This window comes from Paenibacillus sp. FSL R10-2736 (genome assembly GCF_038000245.1).
Lineage (GTDB): Bacteria > Bacillota > Bacilli > Paenibacillales > Paenibacillaceae > Paenibacillus_AQ > Paenibacillus_AQ phytohabitans.
Genome location: NZ_JBBOBN010000001.1, coordinates 1,970,134 through 1,994,744 on the forward strand (window position 1 = coordinate 1,970,134; position 24,611 = coordinate 1,994,744).

Genomic DNA, 24,611 nt, shown 5'->3' on the forward strand with positions numbered 1-24,611 from the left:
CAAAAACTAGCTAGTTAGACCATGGAGCCTGTAACCGTTTTCCCGATATAATGTGCGTAGGCATACGAAATCGGACAATCCGGGAGGAAGCTATTCATGAAATCGAATGAGGACTTTATACTTGCCGCGCCAGACCGGGCGGTTCAAATTTACTTGGACCCGAAGGGGACTGATTATAACGGACTGCGCCGGGTGGCGGAGTCTTTCGGCGCGGATATCGAGCTGGTGAGCGGGATAACACCTGTGATTCTGACACGAAAAGAACAGCTCTCAGGAACCGTCGTCATCGCCGGTCCCATAGGCGGAAATGAGCTGATCGACAGGCTGATTGCAGAAGGTATCCTCGACGTCACGTCGATTCAAGGCAAGCGGGAATGCTACCGGCTGCAGCTGGTTGAGGCTCCACTGCCTGGCGTGGACCGGGCGCTTGTCATTGCGGGCAGCGATAAACGCGGGACAATCTATGGCATCTACTCCATTTCTGAGCTGATCGGGGTCAGCCCGTGGGTGTATTTTGCCGATGTGGTTCCGGAGCAGAACACCACACTGTCCATTCCTGCAAGCAGACTGAATCGCAGCTCCAGAGAGCCTTCCGTTAAATACAGGGGGTTCTTCCTGAATGATGACTGGCCGTCGCTCGGCTCCTGGGTCACGCATGCTTTTGGCGATTTCAATGAGGATTTCTACGACAATGTGTTCGAGCTGATCCTGAGACTGAAGGGGAACTTTCTGTGGCCGGCGATGTGGAGTGCAGAATTCAGTCTGAATGGTACAAGCAGTCCGATTGCCAATGCGGTTCATGCCGATGAATACGGCATTGTTATGGGAACGTCGCATCATGAGCCGTTGTTCAGGGCCGGCAGCGAATGGCAGAAGGTGTACGCGCAGTACGGGACAAGCAATCTGTGGGATTTCGCCCGCAACCCGCAGGCGATTACCGCCTTCTGGGAAGACGGAATTAAGCGCAACAGACACTATGATAATCTGGTTACACTCGGCATGCGCGGAGAGAGTGACTCTGCCCTCGAAGGCTCAGACCAGGAGAATATTGAGCTGCTGAAGCAGATTATCCTTACCCAGAAGGCCCTGCTGAAGAAATACAATCTGGAGCATATGCCTCAGGTTCTGGCTGTATACAAGGAGGTCGAGAAGTACTGGTACGGTACGGCGGAAGCAGAAGGACTGAAGGACTGGGAGGTGCTGCAGGATGTGACGATTCTGCTCTCAGATGACAACTTCGGCAATCTCCGCAAAATCCCGGAAAAACATGAGCAGCAGCGGGAGGCCGGCTGGGGAATTTACTACCATTTTGACTACCACGGAGGCCCGCATTCCTACGAGTGGGTGAATGTGACTCCGCTGGAGAAGGTCTGGGAGCAGATGACCATGGCGTTCGATTACGGCATCCGCGATATTTGGGTGGTAAATGCCGGCGACCTGAAGCCGATGGAGCTGCCGCTATCCTACTTCATGGATTTAGCCTATGACTTTGAAGCCTGGGGAACCGGAGCGATTAACCAGACAGAAGAGTACACCCGGCGTTGGGGGGAGCAACAGTTTGGATCAGACCTTACACCTGGGACGGTTGACGGAATTGCGCAGGTGTTAGCGGATTACACCCGGATGAACGGGCGGCGCAAGCCGGAAATTATCAGAGCGGGCACCTTCAGCCTGCTGCATCATCAAGAGGCGCAAAGAGTGCTGGAACAAGCGCTCAGCCTGGAGCAGGCGGCAGCCAGGTATGAGTCTGAGCTCCCAGCGGCGCTCAAGGATGCCTATTACCAGCTGGTCTATTATCCGGCAGTGGCCTCGGCGAACGTGGTCAAGATGCAGATCTACGCCGGACTGAACAGGCTGCATGCCGGACGCGGCAGTGTACTTGCCAATACCTATGCCGATCTGGTACTGGAGTCTATTGAGCGGGATAAGCAGCTGGAGCAGCACTACAATACCGGCATCTCGGACGGCAAATGGCAGGGCATGATGAGCTCCCCGCATGTCGGCTATGTGAACTGGAACGCGGACGGCTGGAGTTATCCGGAGGTCAGCAGAGTGACCCCTGCCAAGGAAGCCATCATGATTGTTGGTGTAGAGGGAACGGAGCAGGGTTACACAGCAGGGACAGCGGGTCTCACTCCGTTTACGAATCTTCAGCAGGAGACTTATGAGATTACGGTCAGCAGCGGCGGAGCCGGGTTCGAATATAAGGCAGTCAGAAGTGCGGAATGGATCAGGCTGGACCGGACCCAAGGCTGGGTGGATACTGGAGCGGCGATCCGGGTTTCAGTAGATTGGGAGAAGGTGCAGGGGGCGGCTTCGGGCCATATTACCCTTTCAGGTGCCGGTACAATCGTAACCGTTCAAGTAGCAGTGGAGTGGACTGACATTACTAATGTGCCGCCGATGACCTTCATCGAGACGCAAAATACCGTTTCTATCGAAGCGGAGCATACTCTAAACCGCGTGGCGAAATCCGGAGCCGAGTGGAAGACTATTAACAACTACGGACGGACCTTGTCTTCGGTCAAAATGTTCCCCGCCGGCAGCTCCTTTGATCAGCCGGAGGAAACGCCTTATCTGGAGTACCGGCTGCTCGTCCATCAGGACGGGGAATACAGCCTGACCGCCTATATTGCGCCGACTAACCAGTTGTCTCCAGTCCGCGGCCTGAAGTATGCCGCCGGATTCGACGGAGAACCGCCGGTCACCGCAGATGCGCTGCCTCCGGGTTATGAAGGCGGCAACCATGACAATGAGCCGTGGTGCCGTGCGGTGATGGACAATATTCATACGCAGGTTACTCGTCATGTACTGGCCAAGGGACAGCATACGCTGCGCTTTTACGGACTGGATGCCGGACTTGTCCTGCAGAAGCTGGTATTGTCTGCCGGACCGCTGCCGTATTCCTATCTGGGGCCGGTGGAGAGCTATCATAGCTGACTTCCGGCGGGTTGCCGGGACCGCCGCCATCGTCAAGCAGATGGCGGCGGAAACCCGTAACACTATGCGCACTACCCTTACTCCCCGTCACTCCACGTTACTCTCCATTACTCCGCGTTACTCACCGTCACTCCACGTTACTCACCGTAACTCCCCGTAACTCCCCGTAACTCCCCATAACTCTCCATAACTCCGCGTCACTCACCGAAACTCCCCATAACTCTTCATCACTCTTCATCACTCTTCATCACTCTCCGTTCCTCCGCATCCTCCACGTTACTCCGCATTACTGCGGAACTGATTCGGAGTAATCCCCTTATACTTTTTGAACACCTGATAGAAATATTTCGTATCATTATACCCGGACTGCAGAGCGATGTCCTCGATCCGCATTCCGGGATCTTTGAATAGCAGACATGCATGCTCGATGCGGACCTTATGCAGGTAATCGGTGAAGCTGATTTTGAGCTGCTGCTTGAACAGCAGGCTTAAATAACCGGGTGTAATATAGATTTCCCGGGCGACAATCTCGCGGTTGATATCCTTCATGTAATTTTGCCCGATATAGAGCTTGGCTGCTTCCAGCAGTTTGTTGCTGTTCTTCTTGGAGGTCAAATGCTCACTGACCAGAAGGGCAGTCTCAAGCAGAGACTGAAAGATATGATCCAGACTGGAGCGGGACAGAACCTGGATCAGCTCGGTCAGATTTTGTCCGAACACCTTGTTCACGTTGACGTTATTCTCAATGCATAATTTATACAGCGCGAAGAACAGGGCGAAGCTCGACTTGATCACCTGGTCCCTGGATACCGTTTCGGGCTGCAGGGCCACGTTGAACAGGGTAAGCTTCCCGGTAATTTCTTCGGGGGAGCCGTTCCGGACAGCCTTAAGGACCTCCTGCTCCTCATGCAAAGGGTAGGAGGATTGGGAGGCTTCATCATCAAATTCCCCGCTGAACTCCACGATTTTGCCGGTGCCTGTGTAGTTTCTCGTATTCAGCGCCTGGGATGCCTCCAGAAAAGAACGCCGTAAATGCTGAAGATTCTTATCTATACTTCCGATTCCGGCAGATACCGTGAACCGGAGATAACTCAGTATATTATCCTGAATGATCCGGATATATCCGCTTAATTCCTCATGATCCAGCAGCTCATCCGTATTAAGGATCAGGACAATATCATCCTGATGTTCAAAGGCGATACATATTATCGTCTCCGGAAGGGATTCCTCGCAAATATTCTTCAGTCCGTATTTCAATAGCTCCGTATCCTCATGCAGATATTTCTGCTGCAGCTGCCGGAAATTATCAATCCGCAGCAGAATCACGCCATACAGCAGATAAGGAAATATTAGATTGTTCATCTTCAGGTTGGCCAGCAGCTGCGGATATGCAGGACTCTCGGTGAGAACCAGCTGGCTTAAGGTCTTCTCCTTCAACAGGGGGAGACTCTCCCGGAAGCCCTGCCGCAGATGCTCCAGCGATTTGATCTCCAGCTTCTCCGATTGAATCTGCTCGGTGATGTCCAGTATTGTATTAAGAATCTCCTGTCTCCGGCTTGGTTTCAGCAGATAGTTGCTGGCTCCGACTCTAATGGCCTGCTGGGCATAGGCGAAATCATCATACCCGCTCATAATCACCGATTTGATATGGGGATACTTCCCGGAGACAATGGAGATTAACTCCAGACCGTCCATTTGCGGCATCCGGATATCCGTCAGCATGATGTCGACAGGGTGGATACTCAGAATATCCAGCGCTTCCTGGCCGTCTCTGGCTTCGGCAACAATAGTAATTCCGTGCGCCTGCCAGTCGATTAAGGTCCTGATCCCGACACGGGCCCGTTCTTCATCGTCCACGATAATCATATTAAACAAGTGATAATCCCTCCGGTCCTCTGCGCTTCTTGTTATGTTCTTAAAATATAAGAATTTATATGCTTCGCATGATAACTTATCCTTCTATTTCTCGCTGAAACGCCTTTAAGGGACGGCGTAGCTGTTTCCACTTATATTCAGCCTAAATATCATTCAAGATAGCCGGAATTATGATCTCCACGCGTGTACCCTCTCCCGGGACGCTAGTGTAATGCAGTGTGAAATCCCCTTTATAGAAATGCTTAAGTCTGGCTTGTACATTCTGCACTGCATAGCCTCCGGTATCCCGCGCCGTATAAATATCCGATTCATCCGGCAGGGTGAGAATCTTCTGCAGGGTCTCGCTGCTCATGCCGCCCCCGTTATCTTCAATCACGAACATCAGTTGATCTCCGGTCCGTTGTCCGCTGATACTCACACAGCCGCCGCCGCGTTTACGTTCAATCCCATGAATCAGCGCGTTCTCAATGAAAGGCTGCAGGCTGAGCTTCAGAATGACATAGGGGTGCAGCTCTTCAGGGATATCAATTACGAAATCCAGAGAGTCTTTAAATCTCATTTTCTGCAGCGACAGATAGAGCTCGATAAGCTCCTTTTCCTTGGCTACGCTTGTGAAGCTCTTGCCCTGGTTAAGACTTAATCTGAATAATCTGGAGAGGTTGATCACCATCTCACTGATCTTGTCCTGCCCCGCAGCTTCGGCTTCCCAGAAAATTGTATCCAGCATGTTGTACAGAAAATGGGGGTTAATCTGGGACTGCAGCGCCTTGAGCTCCGCTTCCTGCTCTTTAAGCTTGAGCAGATAAGCATCGTCTACCAGCGCCTTAATATTGGCGACCATGTTGTTGTAACCCCGGCTTAACTGGCCGATCTCATCCCAATATTTAATGTTAACCTTCTCTTCGAACTGACCGTTCTGGAAGCGGCGCATCGACAGCAGAAGGGTCTTGATCGGTGCAGTCAGGAATGAGGAGAAAAACATCAGCAGGGGTATACTAAGGAGCAAACTGGCCAGAATCATGATCAGCACAGCCGACTTAATCGAGTTAAGCTCCTCGGTCAACGAACTCAGCGGCACACTGTACAGTGTAATCCAGCCATTGGCATTGATATTATAGTTCAGCAGCGTATCTCCGCCTTGCAGGTTCACGATGGTATAACCGGACAGAATGCCGGCTTCGGCCTGCTTCATCACGAAGTCTACTGCCTTCTTGTCATACGTTTCTTTACCTGCGGCCAGGAGCTGCTTACCGCTCTCATTCAGAATAAGAATGCCGTGGTCCTGATCATAGAGATCCGTCAGATAGGTTCTGCGGATCGTCTCCAGATTAATGCCGACAAATACAAAGCCGATTCTGTTTCCGTTTACAATATCGCGGATAATCCGGGTCATGCCGAGCTTGTCATTGCGGTTGCTCTGAATGAAGACATTATTCTCTTCCGTCAGCGGGAACCAGTAGGAGGCGCCGTTCAGGGCAACGGATTCCTTATAAATATTGTGCGGAGTGATCTTGTCCAGGCTGTAGGCCCCGCTGCTGTCATCGGTTGCGACCTGAAACATGGGTGCGGACAGGCTGCCGTACAGCGCCAGATAATCGAAATTACCGGTTACCAGCATCTGGTTCATCATGGACGCGGTTGGTCCGTTATAGAACTGATCCTCGATCTCGACAGAGTCGGGGGTGTTGCTTCTTAACGTCTCCTGTACAACGGAAGCCAGGCTGAATACCGTAACCCAGTCGGCAATCGTCTTCTGCATCCGGGAGAGATTGCTGTCAATCTGCTTAAGCACGCTCTGATTAGAGTTGCTTACTTTGTTAATGATCTGTTTTTTTGAGATGGTATACGAATATCCGCCTATAGCAAAAGTTACTGCGGTGATCAGAAGGAAGATAAGAATCGTTATCTTATATCGCAGATTCATATTTAGATAGAAACGCAGCACATGATCACTAACCTTTTTGTTTTTTAAAAGATAAGAATTTATATGCTTCGCGCATTAAATATTCCTTATCTTTCTCGCTGAAACGGTACCGCCCTTAAAAAGGACGGCGAAGCCGTTTCCACTTATCTTATGCGTATTGCTGCATTTAAACAAGGGTGCCGGAAGAGGAGTCGACAATTTTAAACTTTACTCTCTTTTTCTCTACTGACCCCGGATTAGGTTCTCTGTTACGATGTGGTCACAACAAAGAAGGCGAGCACAATCAACAACAACTAGGGGGAGATTAAATGGTTATGAATACAAAAGCTACACGGAATCTGCTGCTGATTACAGCGCTGGCAGCTGTCTCGGTACTCAGTGCATGCGGAGGCAACGATCAGAAGGAGAGTGCAGGCAGTACAAACGGCAACTCCGCAGATCCCGCTGCTGAACAAGTCACACTGCGCGTATTCTCCAACCTTCCGGACCGTAAATCGGGCCAGGGTCTGGCCGAGCAAATGGTGATTGACAACTATACCAAAGAGAATCCTAATGTGAAAATCGAACTCGAAACGCTGGCCGAAGAGCCTTTTAAGAACAAATTAAAGGCCTATATGGCCTCAAATGAAGCGCTGGACATCACTATGGTGCACGGGGGAGCGGAGCTTAATACACTGGTTCAGGCTGGTTATGTGAAAGAGCTGGACCCCGCCGGGTACGAAGGGGAGACCTACAATTTCCTCCCGGGCGTATATAAGTCTTTCACCTTCAATGACAAATTGTACGGATTGCCCCGGAACAGCGACTATGAGGTCATCTACTACAACCAAAAAATATTTGCAGACAATGGCGTAAATGTACCAACAACCTATGCGGAGCTGCTGGATGCAGCCAAACAATTCCGTGACAAAGGCATTGAGCCGATGTCGGTGAACGGTAAAGACCTGTGGAGCTTTGCAGCCTTCTTCCAGGACCTGGTCATTAGAGTGAGCGGAGATCAGAGCCTGATGCTGGACGCGGTGGAGCAGAAGAAGAACTTCACAACCGATGAGAGCTTCATCACTGCGGCCAAGCTGCTGGGTGAGGCAAGAGATGCCAAGCTGTTCCAGGAATCATTCATGACCGCAGACTACGGCGCATCCCAGAATTTATTCACTCAGGGAAAAGCGGCAATGTGGTACATGGGCTCCTGGGAAGCGGGAATGGCTACGAATGAAAGTCTGTCCGAAGACTTCCGCAATAATGTGGCTGTGCTGAAATTCCCGGTAGTGGATGGCGGCAAAGGCAAGGATACAGACCTTCTGGCCTGGAACGGCGGCGGCTATTCACTGGTCAGCAGCTCGAAGCATCCGGAAGAAGCCAAGAAATTCTTTGATTATCTGATGAGAGCAGATCAATGGGCCAAAACCGTCTGGGATACCGGCGCGGCTGTTCCTGCCCAGAAGTATGAGCTGACCGGCACGGAGAGCGGGCTGCAGAAACAGCTGACAGATGTTCTTACCGGAGCAACCACAACTGCAGGTTCACTGGGACTTGATTACGGAACTCCGAAGTTTAAGGATGATGGGCAGAATGCGTTTGGCAAGTTCTTCGCCGGCGGATCGACACCTGAAGAGCTGCTCGCAGACCTGCAGAAAGCAGCGGAATCCCAATAACAAATATAGAGAGTGAAAGGGGACAGGGCAGGAACCATTCTTGCCCTTCTCCAATCTTAAGGATGGAGTGAGACTTCCATGCAAAAAGTATTCAACAATAAAATGGCCATCTTCCTGTTCGTCTTCCCGGGAATTCTCTTATTCTCCCTAACCTTTCTGGTCCCGATTGTGCTCAGCACATACTATTCGTTCCGGGATACCCTGGCACCAGGCACACCGTCTGCATTCATAGGGTTCGCTAACTATACGGAGCTGCTGTTTCACGATACACGTTTCTGGCTGGCGCTGAGAAATGCCGTCCTGCTGGGCCTGGGCTTCATCTTCATTCAACATCCGATTGCCATCTTCTTTGCCATTATGCTGGACCGCCTGGGCGGGAAAGCGGAGAAGTGGTTCAGAACGATCTTTTTCATTCCCTGCGTAATCTCTGTAGTGGTTATCTCCAAAATGTGGCTGTCGCTGCTCGACCCTACCTTCGGTGCGTTCAACAAACTGCTGGATACACTGGGCCTTGGGTTCCTGAAGCATGCCTGGCTGGGGGACAGCAGTACGGCACTTGTTACGATGCTGTTCATTCTAATCTGGGCCGGATTCGGCTGGGGACTGCTGTTCTATTATGCCGGCCTCAAAGGAATTCCGGATGAAATGTATGAAGCCGCCTCCCTTGATGGAGCTTCGGGCTTCAAGCTGCACCTGCGGATCACCGTTCCGCTGCTGTCACCGGTCATTACGGTGCAGATCACACTGGCTATGATTACCGCCTTGAAGCAGATGGAAACCGTGTTCCTGACCACCAACGGCGGCCCCGGCGATTCCACCCAATTCCTGGCTGTGTATCTCTATAACAAGGCATTCTCGGCCAGCCAATACGGCTATGCCAATGCCATTTCGATTCTTTTCATCGTCGTCTGTCTGCTGGCCACCTACCTCAGCAACAAACTTACCCGCAGTGATGCTACGGAATTCTAAGGAGGAAACACCATGACCAAAAGCACTAAAACCATACTATGGGTGTTCTTCCTTGTTGTCGCCCTGGTTCAACTGTTCCCGTTAATCTGGCTGGTGGATTTCTCATTCCTCAGCAGCAATGAATTCTACTCTTCAAGTATCCTGAAATGGCCAAGCGCACCACAGTGGCAGAATTATATCAATGCCTGGGTAGACGGCAAATTCCTGCGCTATTTCATTAATAGTGCGTTCATTACTACGGTTACAATCCTATTAACGGTTGTGCTATCCTTGACGTTAGGGTATGCGTTTACACGGATGGACTGGAAGTTCCGTTCGGTATTCTTCACCATCATCCTGCTCGGGATTATGATTCCGATCCATGCCACCCTGCTGCCCAACTTCGCGATCTTCAAAGCGCTGGGCTTGACCGATTCCTATCTGGGGCTGATTCTACCCTACACTGCGGTGTCCGTGCCTATGGGGACGTTCATCCTGACCGGTTTCCTGCGGAGTATCCCCAAAGCGCTGGAAGAGTCGGCGATTGTGGACGGGGCGAATATTTACCGGATTGTGTTCCAGATCATCGCACCGCTTACCGCACCTGCTCTGGTAACAGTAGTCGTAACGACTTTCCTGAACTGCTGGAATGAGTTCATTATGGCTTCGACCTTCCTCAGCAAGGATGCACTGAAAACGCTGCCTTTCTCGGTCATGAATTTCGCCGGCCAGTATTCCTCTGATTATGGCTCACAGTTTGCCGTCATGGTGCTGACCTCCATCCCTGCGATTGTCATCTATGCGATCTTTAATGAGCAGATTACGAAGGGCGTTACTGCCGGTGCTGTAAAAGGTTAATATCACCCTGCGTATGCTTCCGAAGCGAGTTTTGTACGAAGCAAATTAGGAAGGTTATGCTATCAAAACTTAAGCGTATGCTTTCGAAGCGAGTTTTGTACGAAGCAATCACAGGGAAGTAGATGCTCACAAAACTTTTAGGAGGACAACAATGGATCACTTGCTATACGGTGTTGCTTATTATGACGAATACATGCCTTATGACCGTCTGGATGAAGACATTCGGATGATGCAGGAAGCGGGAATCAATACTGTGCGTATTGCCGAGTCCACCTGGAGTACCCATGAACCCCAGAACGGCGTATTTAATTTCAGTCCGGTGACAAGAGTGCTGGATGCGATGCATGCTGCCGGAATTCATGTCATTGTGGGCACGCCGACTTACGCTATTCCTGCATGGATGGTCAAAGAGCATCCGGATGTGCTGGCCGTCACGGCACAAGGTGAAGGGAAGTACGGTGCGCGGCAGATTATGGACATTACCCATCCCGTGTATCTGTTCTACGCAGAACGGATCATCCGTAAACTGATGGCCGTGGTCCATAAGCATCCGGCAGTTATCGGTTATCAGATTGATAATGAAACCAAGCATTATGAGACCGCCGGACCGAATGTCCAGCTCAGATTCGTCAAATACATGAGAGAAACCTATGGAACGCTTGAAGCGATCAACCATCAGTTCGGCCTGGATTACTGGAGCAACCGGATCGACAGCTGGGAGGACTTCCCGTCGATGGTTGGCACGATTAACGGCAGTCTGGGTGCGGAATTTGCCAGGTTCCAGCGCGGGCTGGTGAATGAATTTCTGGCGTGGCAGATTGGAATTGTCGGGGAGTATAAGCAGCCGGGGCAGTTCACGACACATAATTTTGATTTTGAATGGAGAGGGCATTCGTTTGGAGTGCAGCCATCAGTGGATCACTTTGCCGCAGCCGCTCCGTTCGACATTGCCGGTGTAGATATCTATCATCCGTCGCAGGACAACCTTACCGGTACGGAGATTTCGTTCGGGGGAGATATGACCCGTTCGCTGAAGCAGGACAACTACTTTGTCCTGGAGACACAGGCGCAGGCTTTTCCTGAGTGGACGCCTTATCCAGGGCAGCTGCGTTTGCAAGCCTTCAGTCATATAGGCTCGGGTGCCTCCATGGTTGCCTACTGGCATTGGCATTCGATTCATAATTCGTTCGAGACCTACTGGAAAGGGCTGCTTAGTCATGACTTCCTGCCTAATCCTGTGTATAAGGAAGCCCGGACGATCGGTGCTGACTTCAAACGGCTGAGTGATCAGCTGATTGGGCTCAAGAAGACCAGCAAAGTGGCTGTTATAGTCAGCAATGAAGCGCTGTCGGCGATCGAGTGGTTCAAGCTGCCCGGCGGAATAATTTATAACGATGTGGTCCGCTGGATGTATGACGAATTGTATAGAATGAATATCGCCTGCGATTTCATCCAGCCATCCAGCACCCGCTTGAACGATTATGAGCTGATAGTCGTGCCGGCCCTGTATGCCGTATCTGACGAGGCGCTGCAACGGCTGAATGAGTATGTGCGCAGCGGCGGTCATGCCGTTTATTCCTTCAAAAGCGGATTCACCGATGAGCAGGTGAAGGTGCGGCATACGGCGCAGCCGGGCGTAATTCATGAGGCCTGCGGAGTGGCTTACAGCCATTTTGCCACGCCTAATGCCTCTGCCGGACTTACCGGCAAGCTGTTCCCGGAGGGAACGGAAGCAGGCGTTCATACCGTCAGAACCTGGATGGAAATGCTTGTTCCAGACTCGGCAGAAGTACTCGCCAGCTATGATCATCCCCAGTGGGGCGAATATGCGGCGGTCACCAGAAACTCTTTCGGTGATGGTACCGCTACCTATATAGGATGTATGACAGAGCCTGCCGCCCTGGCGGTAATCCTGCGGGATACGCTCCAGGTTGCCGGATTGTGGGGCGAAGATCAGCAGCTGTCCTTCCCGTTAATCGTGAAATCCGGTGTGAACCGGCATGGCAGTACCATCCGCTACTACTACAATTATTCGGCGGAGTCTGTTTCATTCCAGTATCCGTATGGAGCAGGAGAAGAGCTTCTATCCGGGAATCCCGTAGCGCATGCTGAGGAGCTGAAGCTGGAGGCTTGGGGCGTATTTATTATTAGTGAAGGTTAATAAATTGCTTTAACTATGAGGAGTAAGTAACGATCCTCCCCATAGGGAGATAGGATGAGGAGGCAGCAATATGGATGTTAAAGATATAGTCTGGGTATCGAGTACAGAGAGTGAGCCTTGGGTGTCCCGAAGCGTGGAAAGTGCAGCAGCAGAAGGCGCGGCGGATCTGGCGTTCACCGGAGAAATCCATCAGAACATTGAAGGGTTCGGAGGATGCTTCAACGAGCTTGGGTTCGAGGCGCTGAACCTGCTGGCTGCAGAAGACAGAAGCGCGGTACTGCACTCGCTTTTCCATCCGGAAGGGGATCATAAGTTCAGCATTTGCCGGCTGCCGATCGGGGCGAGTGACTATGCGCTTGAATGGTACAGCCTGAATGAAACCGACGGCGATTACGCCATGGAGCATTTCTCCATCGAACGGGACCGCAAGTATCTGATTCCGTACATCCGGGAGGCGCTGAAGCTGAATCCGGAGCTGAAATTATTCGCCTCGCCCTGGAGTCCGCCAACCTGGATGAAGTTCCCCCGGGCTTATAATTACGGCACGCTGCGCTGGGAGAAGGAGATTCTGGAGGCGTATGCTTTATACTTTGTGAAGTTTGTACAGGCGTATGCCGGGGAAGGCATCACCATCCATCAGGTTCATGTGCAGAATGAAGTCGTAGCGGATCAGAAATTCCCTTCGTGCGTATGGACCGGTGAGCAATTGCGTGAATTCATCCGTGACTATCTGGGACCGGCTTTTGAACAGCATGGCCTGGATACAGAGATTTGGCTGGGTACGATTAATGCGCCGGAGCCATGGGATGAGTGGATGAAGCAGAAGGATAGCGGATTCGATGCCTATGCGCACACGGTGTTAAGCGATCCTGAAGCACACAAATATGTGCAAGGCGTTGGCTACCAGTGGGCGGGCAAATATGGTATTCAGCGCACCGTGCAGGCTTATCCTGAACTGCGCTACATGCAGACGGAGAATGAGTGCGGGGACGGGGAGAACACCTGGTTTTATGCCAAATATGTGTTTAACCTGTATCAGCATTACTTCACCAATGGCGTGAACGCCTATATCTACTGGAACATGGTGCTTCAGCCGAAAGGGCGCAGTACCTGGGGATGGGAGCAGAACTCCATGATTACTGTAGATCCGGATGAACCGAAGGCCGTGCATAATCCCGAGTTCTACGTCATGAAGCATTTCGCTCATTTCATTGGCCCCGGCTCCCGCAGAATCGGACTGAAGGGCAGATGGACAGGCAATGCACTGGCATTCGGCACGCCGGAAGGCAGACGGGTGCTGGTGATCGCGAATCCGTTCAAGGAAGCAAGAACGATTCTTTTGGCTAACGATGAGACGCATTATAAGCTGATGCTGGATGCGGAATCTTTTAATACCATTATTCTGTAAAATAGACTAACATGACTCCATCCGCCGTCATTTCAAAGCAGCTGACGGCGGATACCCCTTCATGCTTTTGAACACATTGCTGAAGTACGCCACATCATGATACCCGCAGTGCTCCGCCACCTCAGACACATTGAACCCGCCCGCAGACAGAATCATCTCGGCATTATTGACCCTGACCCTGTTCAGGAATTCTTTGCAGGTGGAGCCGGTATTCTGTTTGAACAGCTTACCCAGGTAGACGGGATTCAGTCCGATCCACTCCGCCAGAGCTGTAATCGTAACCTCCTCCGCATAGTGATCCATGATATAAGCCATGACTTTGTGGATTCTTGGATCAAGCAGCGGCGTCTCCTGATGATGGGCAATATTAAGCAGGCGGTAGACAATCAGCTGGAAGATGGCCCGTGCCTTCATTCTATAAAAAGGCTGGCCGCCCATCCAGTTATGCGAGAACTCCCTGATATCATCGAGGATTTCCTTGGTCATCCGGTGCTTGGTTACGGCCTCAAACGGCAGGTGCACATGATTATCCGCCCCCGTCCAGAAGAAATTGAACGCAAAGGAATGCATGGGTGCCTCGGCAAAGGTATGGGCCTCCCGGACACTGCCGGAAGGGACATAGAGCATATCCCCGGCTTCTACAGTGAATTTCTCCCCGTTAATGAAGTAATCCGCTTTGCCTTCCACAATGAACGACAGATCATGGAAATCTATGGTGCTGCTGATAATCTCCCAGTCGGCAAATGATCTGCGGTCCACAAACAGAAAGACATCCGGCACAAGGTGCTCGTATTTGTGGATGTCCATGACGATCCTCCCTCCTTGCAGCTGAAGCGCTGATAAACACCAACCTATCTTACCATCTTTATAAGCTGAACTTAAGAGTGATGTAAGCCGGATGCTTAAGATCACTCTATTTAGAGCGTGATCTTCTCCATTCTCATCGGCCCGAGTGTGACAATTGCTTCATTAAAATGAAACTCGTATACGTCAAACATCGGACCCATTTTTTCCAGCGTGCTTTCAAAGGCCGGATTGTTTTTCGTGAAGCCGGTTTTCAAATCGTATACGGTATGCCCGCTTTTCTTAACGATAGCATCCGTCACGCGCACCAGCCTGCCTGCGGGTTCGGGGAAGGTTGTGAAGGCGACTTTATCGTTGGAAGCAAACTCTGCGGTTTTGGGGGACTGCTTAATAGTGGAAACATACACAATGCCCTTCTCCTGATCGTAGAAGTGGCTCATCACTCTCACGTTCGGTTTATTATCCATTGAGGTGGCTAGGGCCAGGTGTGCGCTGACCTCCATAATTTCTTTGAAGCCTTGTACATATTCCATGTTCATTCTCCTCTGTTAATGTATTGAACCGCGGGTTAGCGGCCTAAGCTGATAGTAGCATACGGAATTATGACAGCAGTCTGTCATGGTTGTTGTGGTAAACTAAAAAAAGGTGATCATAATGAAAATAGACCGGTTAATCTCCATAATCATGATTCTGCTGGAACGCGATAAAGTGAGTGCCTCCAAGTTAGCAGAGATGTTCGAGGTTACGCCCCGTACCATCTTCAGGGATATTGATTCGATCAATCAGGCGGGAATTCCGATCGTTACCTACCCCGGGGTACGCGGCGGCATAGGCATTATGGAGCAATATAAGGTGGAGAAAAGATTATTTACCGTTTCGGATATTACCGCCCTGTTAACGGGTCTCGGGAGTATCCATTCTACGATGTCGAGTGAGGAAATCCTGAATGCGATGGCCAAGGTGAAAGGGCTGATTCCGGAGGAACAGGTGCGGGAGATTGAGCTGAAATCGGGTCAGATCGTTATCGATCATGCGCCCTGGCTGGGCAATAAGATTCTGAAGCTGAATCTGAACGACATCAAGACAGCTATGGACAGGTGCAGACTGGTATCGTTCAGCTACAGTAACCAGGAGGGGACGCAGAGCAAACGGCAAGTTGAACCCTACAGGCTGGTGCTGAAGGACTCCAACTGGTATCTGCAGGGGTATTGCATCTCCCGGCGGGACTTTCGTATCTTCAGGTTATCCCGCATCACTGCGCTGGAGGTACTGGAGGAGACCTTTACACCAAGGGAGTTTGATCCCAAGCCGCTGCATCCGCCGGGCCAGCAAGTGATAACCATTACGCTGCAGATAGACTCCTCATTACGTGATTTGATGCTTGAGCTATGCGGTGAAGAGAATGTAGTGCCCTGCGGGAACCATAAATTTACCGTGTACTTTCCATTTACCGAGAATGATTTCGGGTATAATATGCTGCTGCGGATGGGGGATAAGTGCGAGTGTCTGGGGCCGTCCCATGTACGGGCGGAGCTGGTGCGGAGGATCAAGGGGCTGCTGGCGGTGTATGAAGGGGAATGATGGATAAGAGATTATCAATTGTACCCTCCGGAATTTCCTGATATACTTTTCGCATGTAAGTTGATAGGGGGTTACACTGATGGCAACGAATTGCTCATTAGCTAGGAAGTCCTCATGCAGAGCCTGATCTGGGGCGATACTTTGCGTGGGGTGCGGCAGGAAGATCTTGATCGCCCAAACTGATTTTATCGTTTCTAATTAGCAGGCTCTGCACCTTATTGGATTGACCAATAATAATAAGGGGCTGAAGAGCTGTGACTACAACATTTATTAGAAACCATCAATATAATTATATTAAGAAACAATCGGATTTCGTGCTCAAAACACTACGGTCTGTAGCAGACCGGCGTGTCCTGGAGACCGTAAGGTACAGTGCTGAGGTGAATGTGACGGAGGCATTTTCTTCGCTGACCACAGAGCAGGAGCAGATGCTGAAGCCTATCTCCACCCTGGAGAAAGCCGAGGATTTCCAGCAGTATATCAGCGGCTTCGAGCCTTATCTGGAGCCATTTCCGCCGATTACACTGAAGCAGATTCAGAAGCTGTTTCCCAAGAATAAGAAGATGAAGCTACCTGATCTTGCATCGTTTGATTTCCGTTATGTAACGTATCTGGCCTGGGCAGACATTGCCACGAATAAACTGTTCATTGTCTATCCGTACGAAGGACAATGCATCGGTGTAGAGGGCAGAATAATACCGACCCACAAGAAAGGCTATTGCCTGTTCTGCAACCGACAGCAGGAGCTTGCCTTCCTTACAGTCAAGACCAAGCCTGAGCTTGCTTCAGCCGATAACATTGCTTCTGTGGGGCAATACGTCTGCATAGATAATCATGGATGTAATCAGAGTATCACCAATATAAGCTCGCTGGAGAGGTTCGTGCTCTCGGTGCAGAAATAGCATGATATAGCTGCAAAGGGACTGCCCATAGGAATACGGGTCAGTCCCTTTGTCTTAGTCCATGCCTCCAGCACTTGCATGGCTTACTTAGATGGCTGCTTTGCACTAAACCACTTACCCGTTTCATCGTCAGCGCAATCGGCTAAGTGATAGACACCATCGACATTTGTGATACTGCTGCACAGAGTATTTGCCTGCAATTTATCTCCATTTTCATCCTCGCTGTTGTCATAGGTATAACTGATTTTTTTCTGATCCCGTTTATATTCAAGCGTGTGGAAGATAGGATCTCCTTCATCTGTATATTTTGCGATTTTAACAGTGGCATCCTGAGCATTGTTGTAATTTTCCACGAATTGTTCGAAATACGTATAGTTAATAATCTCACCTTGAACATATACAACATAACCTTTCTTTGCAGCCGCTTCATAATGCATTGAATTTGAGCAAGCTACTATAATTAACGACATCAGCAACATATATATACATACTCTTAACATCTTCATTCTGTAGCCCTCCATTAAACCGTTTAACAAAAAGACGATAGAACGTCAAAGAATGTTTCTGACGTTCTACCGTAAAATTGTACTAATTTATCCTATTCCAAATTCAAATCTGTTAGTGCTCTGACTTCTTTTAGTTCCTCTTGATCTACGGCAGCAGGAATCAATGAATCATTAGCTTCATCAATTTCAAATTTCCCTTGATAGGCACCTGTAACTTTTCCTGTTAATTTCTAAAATTTTCAATCTTTTATAGCTATGTCTCCTCAAGGAGTTACGCCCCGGCCTGCTCCACCTCTGCATGAATTCCTTGCTGCTCATCAGCATTACTGCTGATTAAGCCTCTCCGCCCGATCAGAGTTACCGCCAGAATAGCCGCTCCGGAGGCCAGCAGAATAATGGAGCCCGGAATCCAGTCAAGCAGCACCCCGTAGAGCAGCATGCCCAGCGGAGCGATGGAACCGGCGATGCCTTCAACCAGCCCGAATACCCGCCCGCGATACTCTTCTTCTATACTCTGCTGTAAGTACACTTGAATCGGAATATTGATGATCATAATGACGACACCGACCAGAATCAATAGCGGCAGGAAGAAAAAGAAGGTAACGGCAACGGTGAAATGAAGCAGCAGCGGAATCGCCATCGCTAGGAACAGCAGCCCCAGTGCGCTTAGACCTCCGATAATTGTATTTACCGGATTGTTGCTCTGGCGGAGAACGGTGAGGAGCAGGGACATCAGCAGCATGCCCGCTGCCAGCATGGCTTCAAGTATACCGTATTGCTTCGAAGACAGCCCCAGGGTCTGTACGGCCACAAAGGGCAGCACGACATTCAGCGCGACTACAAAGAAATTAATCCAGAACACGATAATTAGGAGGGAGCGGATAACGGGACGGCGGATTACATAGGAGAAGCCTTCTTTAAGATTCGTGCGGACCTCGGCAGCAACGTTGCCCAGGCGTTCGCGGAAGGGCGGATTTCCGGTTTCGGCAGCCCCGTCTGCAAGCCCAGCTTCAGATAAGGCTTCCGGAGCAGGTTTAAACTTCAGCATGCAGCCCATCACGGTAGAGATGGTAAGCCCTGCCGCGTTCAGCAGCATGAATTCTTCAAGCGGGAGGAAGGCGTAGAGCATACCAGCGAGAATGGGAGCCAGCAGGTGGCCGACAGAACTGGCAATTTGATTCAGGGACCCGGTACGCTGGATGGAATCACGGTCAACCAGCATCATCATGGAAGAGGAGGCGGAGATACTGTAGAAGGTAGCGCAGATTGAGAGAAGGATCAGTGAGATATAAATCGGTAGGAGGGATATACCCTCCATGGAGACGGCGGCAAAGGAAAGCAGCATAATCAAGACACTTGCAGCATCTGAGCCGATCAGCAGCTTGCGGCGGTTCACCATATCGGCCACCACGCCGGCGAAGGGCGACAGAATAATACTGGGCAGCATACCGCACAGCAATGTAACCGCAAAGCTGCTTCCTGAACCGGTGAGCTGCAGAATATACAGGCCGACAACAAAGGTGTACATACTCGAGCCGAGAACAGAAGCGAATTTTCCGCTGAAGAAAAGAATGATATTGCGGTTGGATGCTGCTGACACCGGCGTTGGTTCAGACATTACAAGCACTCCCTTTTCCAAAAGTTAAATTATATTAAACTTATTGTAGAGGCTGGATCTGATTATTGCAACAAAAAGTTTAATTATATTTAACTTTTGCCATGATGATGCTTTTTCTCGCTTGAATATTAGGCTATACTGGAAGAAAAGCAACCAAAGAAAGTTGGCACAGCAGATGACGACTAAACTGACCATCGGCGACAAAGTCAAACAAATGCGTAAAGCCAAGGGCCTTACGCAGACTGACCTGGCCGGAGAACATATGACCAAAAGCATGCTCAGCCAAATCGAGAACGGACGGGCGTTGCCTTCGATGAATACGCTGCAATTCCTTGCCGGGCGGCTGGGCACAGATGCGGGTTATTTCCTGGAGGGCGAGCACGAAGCGGAGCTGGGCCCGCTGGTCCGTAAGATCGAGCAGCAGTACAAGGCGAAGCAGTATAAGGAGATTGTCGCGGAAATCCAGCCGCTGATGAAGGACACGCTTCCGATGGCAGTGGATGCCGCACGGCTGATGGAGTTTTATGTGGGCTCCTGTTACCACACCGGAACAGAGGGCGGAGAAGAAGGTATTGAACGGGCCGTTGAAATCTATGAGCGTTTCGGTTTATTTGTAGAGCGTGCCAAGATTCAGTATTTGGCATATGCTTTAATGTTTGCCAAGAGCAGATACCAGGATGGCCTGGAGCTGATTCGCCGTGTCCGTAAGGAATATGTGAGCAATAAGGTGGGCAACGATTTTTTATTTGAGATCGATCTTTATTATGCGGAAAGTGTTACGTTGTCTGCACTGGCAGATTACTCCGGCAGCCGGGAAGCTGCCTTGGCGGCACTTAAGCTGTCGCACGAAGAAGGAGTCTACTCATTGTCTGATCATCTGTACCGTCTACTCTCCCATCTGGCCCTGCTTCACAATGATCTTGAGCAGGCAGAGGCATATTTAAGCAAGGCAAAGCTGTTCGCACAGTTCACAGAAGCTGCGGAATCACTGGAGCTGGTACACCTGAGCGAAATCAGACTGGCTCTTGCCAAGCGGAATTACGGGGAGGTACTGATACTCGCGGACCATTATCCGGCGAAAGACAGCCAGTTCATGCCTTTTGTCCATATGATGACGGGGACCGCGCTCTACCATCTGGAGAGGGATGAAGAGGCACTGGCGGACTTGTCCAAAGTAGTCTTGAACGACCAGGTCTATCATCCGCTTGACCGGGTCGACCTGCTCACTGCCTATGCATACAAAGCGAAGATATTCGCGAAGCAAGGCCTGATGGAGGAAGCCCGCCATGAGGTGGAGCTTGCCTATGATCAGGTGAAGGATTATCCGCCTTCCGAATATGCAGACTTAATTAGACAGACCTACCACGAGCTGTATAATGCCCAGTAAAAAACCAACCGTGCAGCTTCCCGCACGGTTGGTTTTGCTTGTGAACTATTGGTTGGACTTTAATTCTTTAGCAAAAAGAAGGAGTAGCGGAGGGGATTTTGGAACTGTAGGAGCGTCAGCGTCCGCCTTTGTTACCGGATTTCCACCGCAAGTAGCGGTCTAAATCAAGAAATCTGGGAACAACAGCGGCCGGAAGTCCAAAATCCCCGCAGCAGCGACACTTTCTTTTTCTAACAAACTTAAGGTCAAGCAATAATGAACACCCTATTTGGCACTCCACAGCTCCACGCGGTCCTGCACGTATTTGGTGTAGCCTGCTTCCATTTTCTTAACGCCGGCTTTCTCGAGGTCGGCCATGTAGTCATCCCAGATTTTATCGAATTCAGCCGGTTTGGCCAGAATAGCCTGCGGGATGCGCTTCCACGTAATATCTCTCATTTTATTGCCCAGAATGGAGACTTCATCTTCACCGGGGAGGGCAATGTTCCAGGCTGCCCCGTACGCTTTCTCAGCGAACTCCTCCTCTTTAGGGAACAGATCCTTCCAGGTAGTGGCATTGTAAGCCGCCAGCGTTTCTTTCTCGACATCACTGTAACCGAGCACCAGCTGCTCAGGGAAGTTCTTGGTGTAATAGTTGCCGGTAGAATCTTTGGCCCCGTCGCCATAGTGAACCATCATATTCCAGTAAAAGCCGATGCCGGTCTCTTTCGTGAAGGCCGTGTTGTCGTTGTTAATGCGGTCCTGCACTTCGGCAGGGACGACGCGTTTGCCGTTCTCTACTACATAATGTTTGCCCTCAATGCCCCAGTTGTTCAGGATCTGTCCTTCATCGGAAGCCAGGTAATCCAGGAACTTAATCGTCCGGACCGGATCAGGGTTGGTGGTCGAGATGGAGATTCCGTAGCCGCCCATGAAGCCGGTAGGCCAGAAGCTGGTTTCTTTGTATTCACTGGTCAAGGTCACAGGATAATGGCCGTAGGTTTGATCGAATTTACCGGCAGTCTTCAGAGCCTGCTGCGCGTCATTGTAGTCCCAATCCTGGTCAATCAGGCCAAGCACACGTCCAGTGGCCACCTTCGCTTTGTACTGGTCGTATTTCTGCACGAAGCTTTCTTTATCCAGCAGGCCAATGTCATTCATATGGTTCAGCCAGCGGAAATATTCTTTCTCTTCGGGACGGCGGAAGTGGTAGATTGCTTCATGCGTCTCCTGATCGATGAAATATTCCCCGTCATCGGAACCGCCGGTAGTCGCCACTGCAGGATTGGTTACGGAAATGTACATATGCCAGTCATCTGCGTTCAGCGATACGCCGATATTCTTGTTGCCGTTCTCATCGGTCGGGTGTTTCTCCAGGTAGGCCTTGATTACATTCTCATAATCCTGGACCGTCTTGATCTCCGGATATCCGGCTTCCTTCAGCACCCTGTGCTGCAGCTCGAAGCCCCCGCCGGCGACGAATTTCTTCTCATTCACAGCAGCCCAGGTAGGGATGGCATAGATGGACTGGTCTTCGTTCGTGTATTTGGCCCGGGCCAGATTGTCTCCGAGCACCCGCTTGATGTTAGGCGCGTATTTGTCGATCAGTTCGGTCAGGTCAATGACAGCACCGGCATCCACCAGCTTGCCGATATCGGCTTTGGCGGAGATGATGTCGGGATATTCCCCGCCGGCAGCAATCAGCGCGATCTTCTGCTGCGGATCGCCTACGGCGAATTCGGCATCGAGAGTGACGCCTGTTTTCTCCGTAAGGACGGTACTGACTTCATCCTTCATATTATTCCAGTTCGGATTGGGATCTTCCGCGAAGAAGGAAAGTGTCAATGGACTTAAATCTTCGGCTGCTGCCGTAGCTTCTGCTGTGGCCGCCGCATTAGTGCTATTGGTAGCTTCAGTACCGGTATTCGCAGCCGTATTCTTGCTGTTATTATTGCCCCCGCCGCAGCCGGCCAGTACACTGAGCAGCAAGGTCAAGACCATTAGCGCCACATACGGTTTCGCTGTCTTTCTTGTCATGAATAGAAACCCTCCCTTTGTCTGGTGAGAACATATTGTATACACAGGCGTCAGCCTGATGATACCGGTGAGCGGACTAGCTTTTGACCGAACCCAGCGTCATGCCTTTGACGAAGTAGCGCTGCAGGAACGGATAAACAATCAGAATAGGTACGGTGACAACAATCGTGATTGCCATTTTGACCGATTCCGGGGAGATCTGCGCCATCACTTCGGTCATATTCCGGCCACGGAAGTTATCCGCATTGGTGGTGGTGCTCTGAATGACCTTCATCAGCTCAAACTGCAGCGTCGTCAGTGCGTCATTCGAGCCGTTATACAGGTAGGTGTCAATCCATGCATTCCACTGGCCGACAGCCAGGAACAGGGCGATGGTCGCCAGCGCAGGTTTGGTCAGCGGCAGAATCACCCGCCAGTAGATGGTGAAGTCATTGGCCCCGTCCAGCTTGGCAGATTCCTGCAGGGCGTAAGGCAGGCCGTCGATGAAGGAGCGGATGACGAACACGTTAAATGCGCTGACCAGGCCAGGCAGGACATACACGCCGAAGGTGCCCATCATATGCAGATTCTTGATCAGAATATAGAAGGGAATCAGTCCACCGGATACATACATCGTCAGCGCCAGAAAGGTGGAGACGAACCTGCGGCCCTGAAAGTCCGCCCGGCTTAAGGTGAAGGCCAGCATCGAGGCGCTGATCAATCCGAGCAGGGTTCCGATAAGGGTACGCAGGACAGAGATCTTGAATCCGGTAATGAGACCGGAGAAGGCGAAGATCGTCTCATAGTTCTTGAAGGTGAACATCCGGGGGTAGACCGTAATCCCGCCCTTGATGCTATCCGTGGAATCATTGAAAGAAATCGCCAGCACATTGAGAAAAGGGTACAGTGTGGCCACAGTCACCACAGTAATCGCAATATAGACTACCAAATCGAAGATGCGGTCCGACCAGGACGCGGCGGCCAGTTTTTTGATCAGCATAAGGGCCTCCTAAATGATGCTTTCCTTGGTTATTTTTTTGAAGATACCATTGGCCGTAAACAGCAGAATCACACTGACCACCGAGTTGAAAATATTAATGGCCGTCCCGAAGGAGAACCGTCCCATCCCGAGCCCGTAGTTCAGCGCATATAAATCCAGTGTCTGCGAATAGTCGCGTACCAGATTGTTGCCGAGCAGGAATTGCTTCTCGAACCCGATGCTGATGAGATGGCCGATGGAAATGATCAGCAGGATGACGATCGTCGCCCGGATGCCCGGCAGGGTAATGTTCCGTACCTGCTGCAGCCGGCTTGCCCCGTCCACTCTGGCGGCTTCATACAGCTCAGGGCCGATCCCCGAGATTGCGGCGAGATAGATGATTGTGTTCCAGCCCGTTTCCTTCCAGACATCAGAGGCGGTCACGATTCCCCAGAACAGATTGCCTTTGGCCATGAACTGGACCGGTTCACTAATAATATGGAGACTCAGCAGCAGGTCATTGACTGCGCCGTTGTCGGTGGAGAGCATCTTGGTAATGATCCCGGCGGCTACCACCCAGGACACAAAGTGGGGCAGATAAGATACCGTCTGGACGAACCGTTTCAGCACCTGCAGTCTGACCTCATTCAGGAGAATGGCGAACAGGATAGGAATGATGAATCCGGCCAGCAGCCCCATGAGGCTCATCGCCAGAGTGTTGCGCAGGGCATTGAAGAATTGCTCATCCTGGAAGAGCTCCCTGAAATACTGCAGGCCGACCCATTTCTGCTCGAAAAAAGATTTGCCCGGCTTGTACTTCTGGAAGGCCATCATCCATCCCCATAACGGCAGATAGCTGAAGACAAAGGCCCACAGGACAAAAGGAACCGCCATCATATAGAGATATTTCTGCTGCCGGAATTTGGCCCAGAAGCGTGAAGCGGGTTTCTTGAGCTCCGGCTTCATTGCGGGGGTAATCGCTTTCATTTATGTCCCTCCTTCGATATGGCTTTATCATAATCTTCCGGGAAACGGGGAAACACCCGAAGATTTAAGCGGGAAAACAGGGG

Annotated in this window: 18 protein-coding genes; 9 read left to right on the top strand and 9 right to left on the bottom strand. The window is 50.8% G+C overall.

The genetic code is table 11. From position 1 onward, the window contains the following. Window positions 1–96: 96 nt before the first annotated feature. Window positions 97–2,940, top strand: coding sequence for a glycosyl hydrolase 115 family protein (locus NSQ73_RS08190; RefSeq protein ID WP_340986077.1), 2,844 nt, complete (start codon window positions 97–99; stop codon window positions 2,938–2,940). 276 nt (window positions 2,941–3,216) lie between these two features. Here NSQ73_RS08190 and NSQ73_RS08195 read toward each other — a convergent pair whose 3' ends face one another. Both NSQ73_RS08195 and NSQ73_RS08200 read right to left on the bottom strand, forming a co-directional pair. Then, window positions 3,217–4,806, bottom strand: coding sequence for a response regulator transcription factor (locus tag NSQ73_RS08195; protein ID WP_340989234.1), 1,590 nt, complete (start codon window positions 4,804–4,806; stop codon window positions 3,217–3,219). Window positions 4,807–4,957: 151 nt separating this feature from the next. Continuing rightward, window positions 4,958–6,760, bottom strand: a complete 1,803-nt coding sequence (locus tag NSQ73_RS08200) for a sensor histidine kinase (RefSeq protein ID WP_340986078.1) — start codon at window positions 6,758–6,760, stop codon at window positions 4,958–4,960. A gap of 287 nt (window positions 6,761–7,047) precedes the next feature. Between NSQ73_RS08200 and NSQ73_RS08205 the strand changes: the two genes are divergently transcribed. The 5 genes from NSQ73_RS08205 to NSQ73_RS08225 all read left to right on the top strand — a co-directional run bounded on the left by NSQ73_RS08205 (window position 7,048) and on the right by NSQ73_RS08225 (window position 13,769). Next, the gene (locus tag NSQ73_RS08205; protein WP_340986079.1) at window positions 7,048–8,394 is read left to right on the top strand and encodes an ABC transporter substrate-binding protein; all 1,347 of its coding nucleotides are present in this window, start codon (window positions 7,048–7,050) and stop codon (window positions 8,392–8,394) included. A gap of 78 nt (window positions 8,395–8,472) precedes the next feature. After that, window positions 8,473–9,363 carry a carbohydrate ABC transporter permease gene (locus NSQ73_RS08210; protein ID WP_340986080.1) on the top strand — a complete coding sequence of 297 codons (891 nt, stop codon included), beginning with the start codon at window positions 8,473–8,475 and terminating at the stop codon, window positions 9,361–9,363. Between the two features lie 12 nt (window positions 9,364–9,375). Next, entirely contained in the window at window positions 9,376–10,200 is an 825-nt protein-coding gene (locus tag NSQ73_RS08215) for a carbohydrate ABC transporter permease (RefSeq protein ID WP_171718102.1), read from the top strand. 151 nt (window positions 10,201–10,351) lie between these two features. Next, window positions 10,352–12,361 carry a beta-galactosidase gene (locus NSQ73_RS08220; RefSeq protein ID WP_340986081.1) on the top strand — a complete coding sequence of 670 codons (2,010 nt, stop codon included), beginning with the start codon at window positions 10,352–10,354 and terminating at the stop codon, window positions 12,359–12,361. A 70-nt stretch (window positions 12,362–12,431) separates the two neighbouring features. Further along, window positions 12,432–13,769: a glycoside hydrolase family 30 protein gene (locus NSQ73_RS08225; protein ID WP_340986082.1), complete on the top strand. Its 1,338-nt coding sequence runs from the start codon at window positions 12,432–12,434 to the stop codon at window positions 13,767–13,769. 27 nt (window positions 13,770–13,796) lie between these two features. Here NSQ73_RS08225 and NSQ73_RS08230 read toward each other — a convergent pair whose 3' ends face one another. Beyond that, complete coding sequence (locus NSQ73_RS08230) at window positions 13,797–14,576, bottom strand: helix-turn-helix domain-containing protein (protein WP_340986083.1); 780 nt, start codon at window positions 14,574–14,576, stop codon at window positions 13,797–13,799. Window positions 14,577–14,686: 110 nt separating this feature from the next. Then, a complete protein-coding gene (locus NSQ73_RS08235; RefSeq protein ID WP_340986084.1) occupies window positions 14,687–15,106 on the bottom strand; it encodes a pyridoxamine 5'-phosphate oxidase family protein in 420 nt (139 codons plus the stop codon). A 121-nt stretch (window positions 15,107–15,227) separates the two neighbouring features. Between NSQ73_RS08235 and NSQ73_RS08240 the strand changes: the two genes are divergently transcribed. Next, window positions 15,228–16,154, top strand: a complete 927-nt coding sequence (locus NSQ73_RS08240) for a helix-turn-helix transcriptional regulator (RefSeq protein ID WP_340986086.1) — start codon at window positions 15,228–15,230, stop codon at window positions 16,152–16,154. Window positions 16,155–16,408: 254 nt separating this feature from the next. Next, window positions 16,409–17,056 carry a FusB/FusC family EF-G-binding protein gene (locus NSQ73_RS08245; protein WP_340986087.1) on the top strand — a complete coding sequence of 216 codons (648 nt, stop codon included), beginning with the start codon at window positions 16,409–16,411 and terminating at the stop codon, window positions 17,054–17,056. Window positions 17,057–17,139: 83 nt separating this feature from the next. Here the strand turns inward: NSQ73_RS08245 and NSQ73_RS08250 are convergent, their stop codons facing one another. Together NSQ73_RS08250 and NSQ73_RS08255 are read right to left on the bottom strand one after the other, a co-directional pair. Further along, the gene (locus NSQ73_RS08250; RefSeq protein WP_340986088.1) at window positions 17,140–17,562 is read right to left on the bottom strand and encodes a DUF4362 domain-containing protein; all 423 of its coding nucleotides are present in this window, start codon (window positions 17,560–17,562) and stop codon (window positions 17,140–17,142) included. A 271-nt stretch (window positions 17,563–17,833) separates the two neighbouring features. Beyond that, window positions 17,834–19,180: an MFS transporter gene (locus tag NSQ73_RS08255; protein ID WP_340986089.1), complete on the bottom strand. Its 1,347-nt coding sequence runs from the start codon at window positions 19,178–19,180 to the stop codon at window positions 17,834–17,836. A 175-nt stretch (window positions 19,181–19,355) separates the two neighbouring features. Here NSQ73_RS08255 and NSQ73_RS08260 point away from each other — a divergent pair, with 175 nt between their 5' ends. Continuing rightward, complete coding sequence (locus NSQ73_RS08260; RefSeq protein ID WP_340986090.1) at window positions 19,356–20,567, top strand: helix-turn-helix domain-containing protein; 1,212 nt, start codon at window positions 19,356–19,358, stop codon at window positions 20,565–20,567. A 264-nt stretch (window positions 20,568–20,831) separates the two neighbouring features. Here the strand turns inward: NSQ73_RS08260 and NSQ73_RS08265 are convergent, their stop codons facing one another. From NSQ73_RS08265 to NSQ73_RS08275, 3 genes are all read right to left on the bottom strand, one after another. Then, window positions 20,832–22,583 carry an ABC transporter substrate-binding protein gene (locus NSQ73_RS08265; protein WP_340986091.1) on the bottom strand — a complete coding sequence of 584 codons (1,752 nt, stop codon included), beginning with the start codon at window positions 22,581–22,583 and terminating at the stop codon, window positions 20,832–20,834. 76 nt (window positions 22,584–22,659) lie between these two features. Beyond that, complete coding sequence (locus tag NSQ73_RS08270; protein ID WP_039306448.1) at window positions 22,660–23,562, bottom strand: carbohydrate ABC transporter permease; 903 nt, start codon at window positions 23,560–23,562, stop codon at window positions 22,660–22,662. Between the two features lie 9 nt (window positions 23,563–23,571). Further along, window positions 23,572–24,528: an ABC transporter permease gene (locus tag NSQ73_RS08275; RefSeq protein ID WP_039306445.1), complete on the bottom strand. Its 957-nt coding sequence runs from the start codon at window positions 24,526–24,528 to the stop codon at window positions 23,572–23,574. Between the last annotated feature and the right edge of the window lie 83 nt (window positions 24,529–24,611).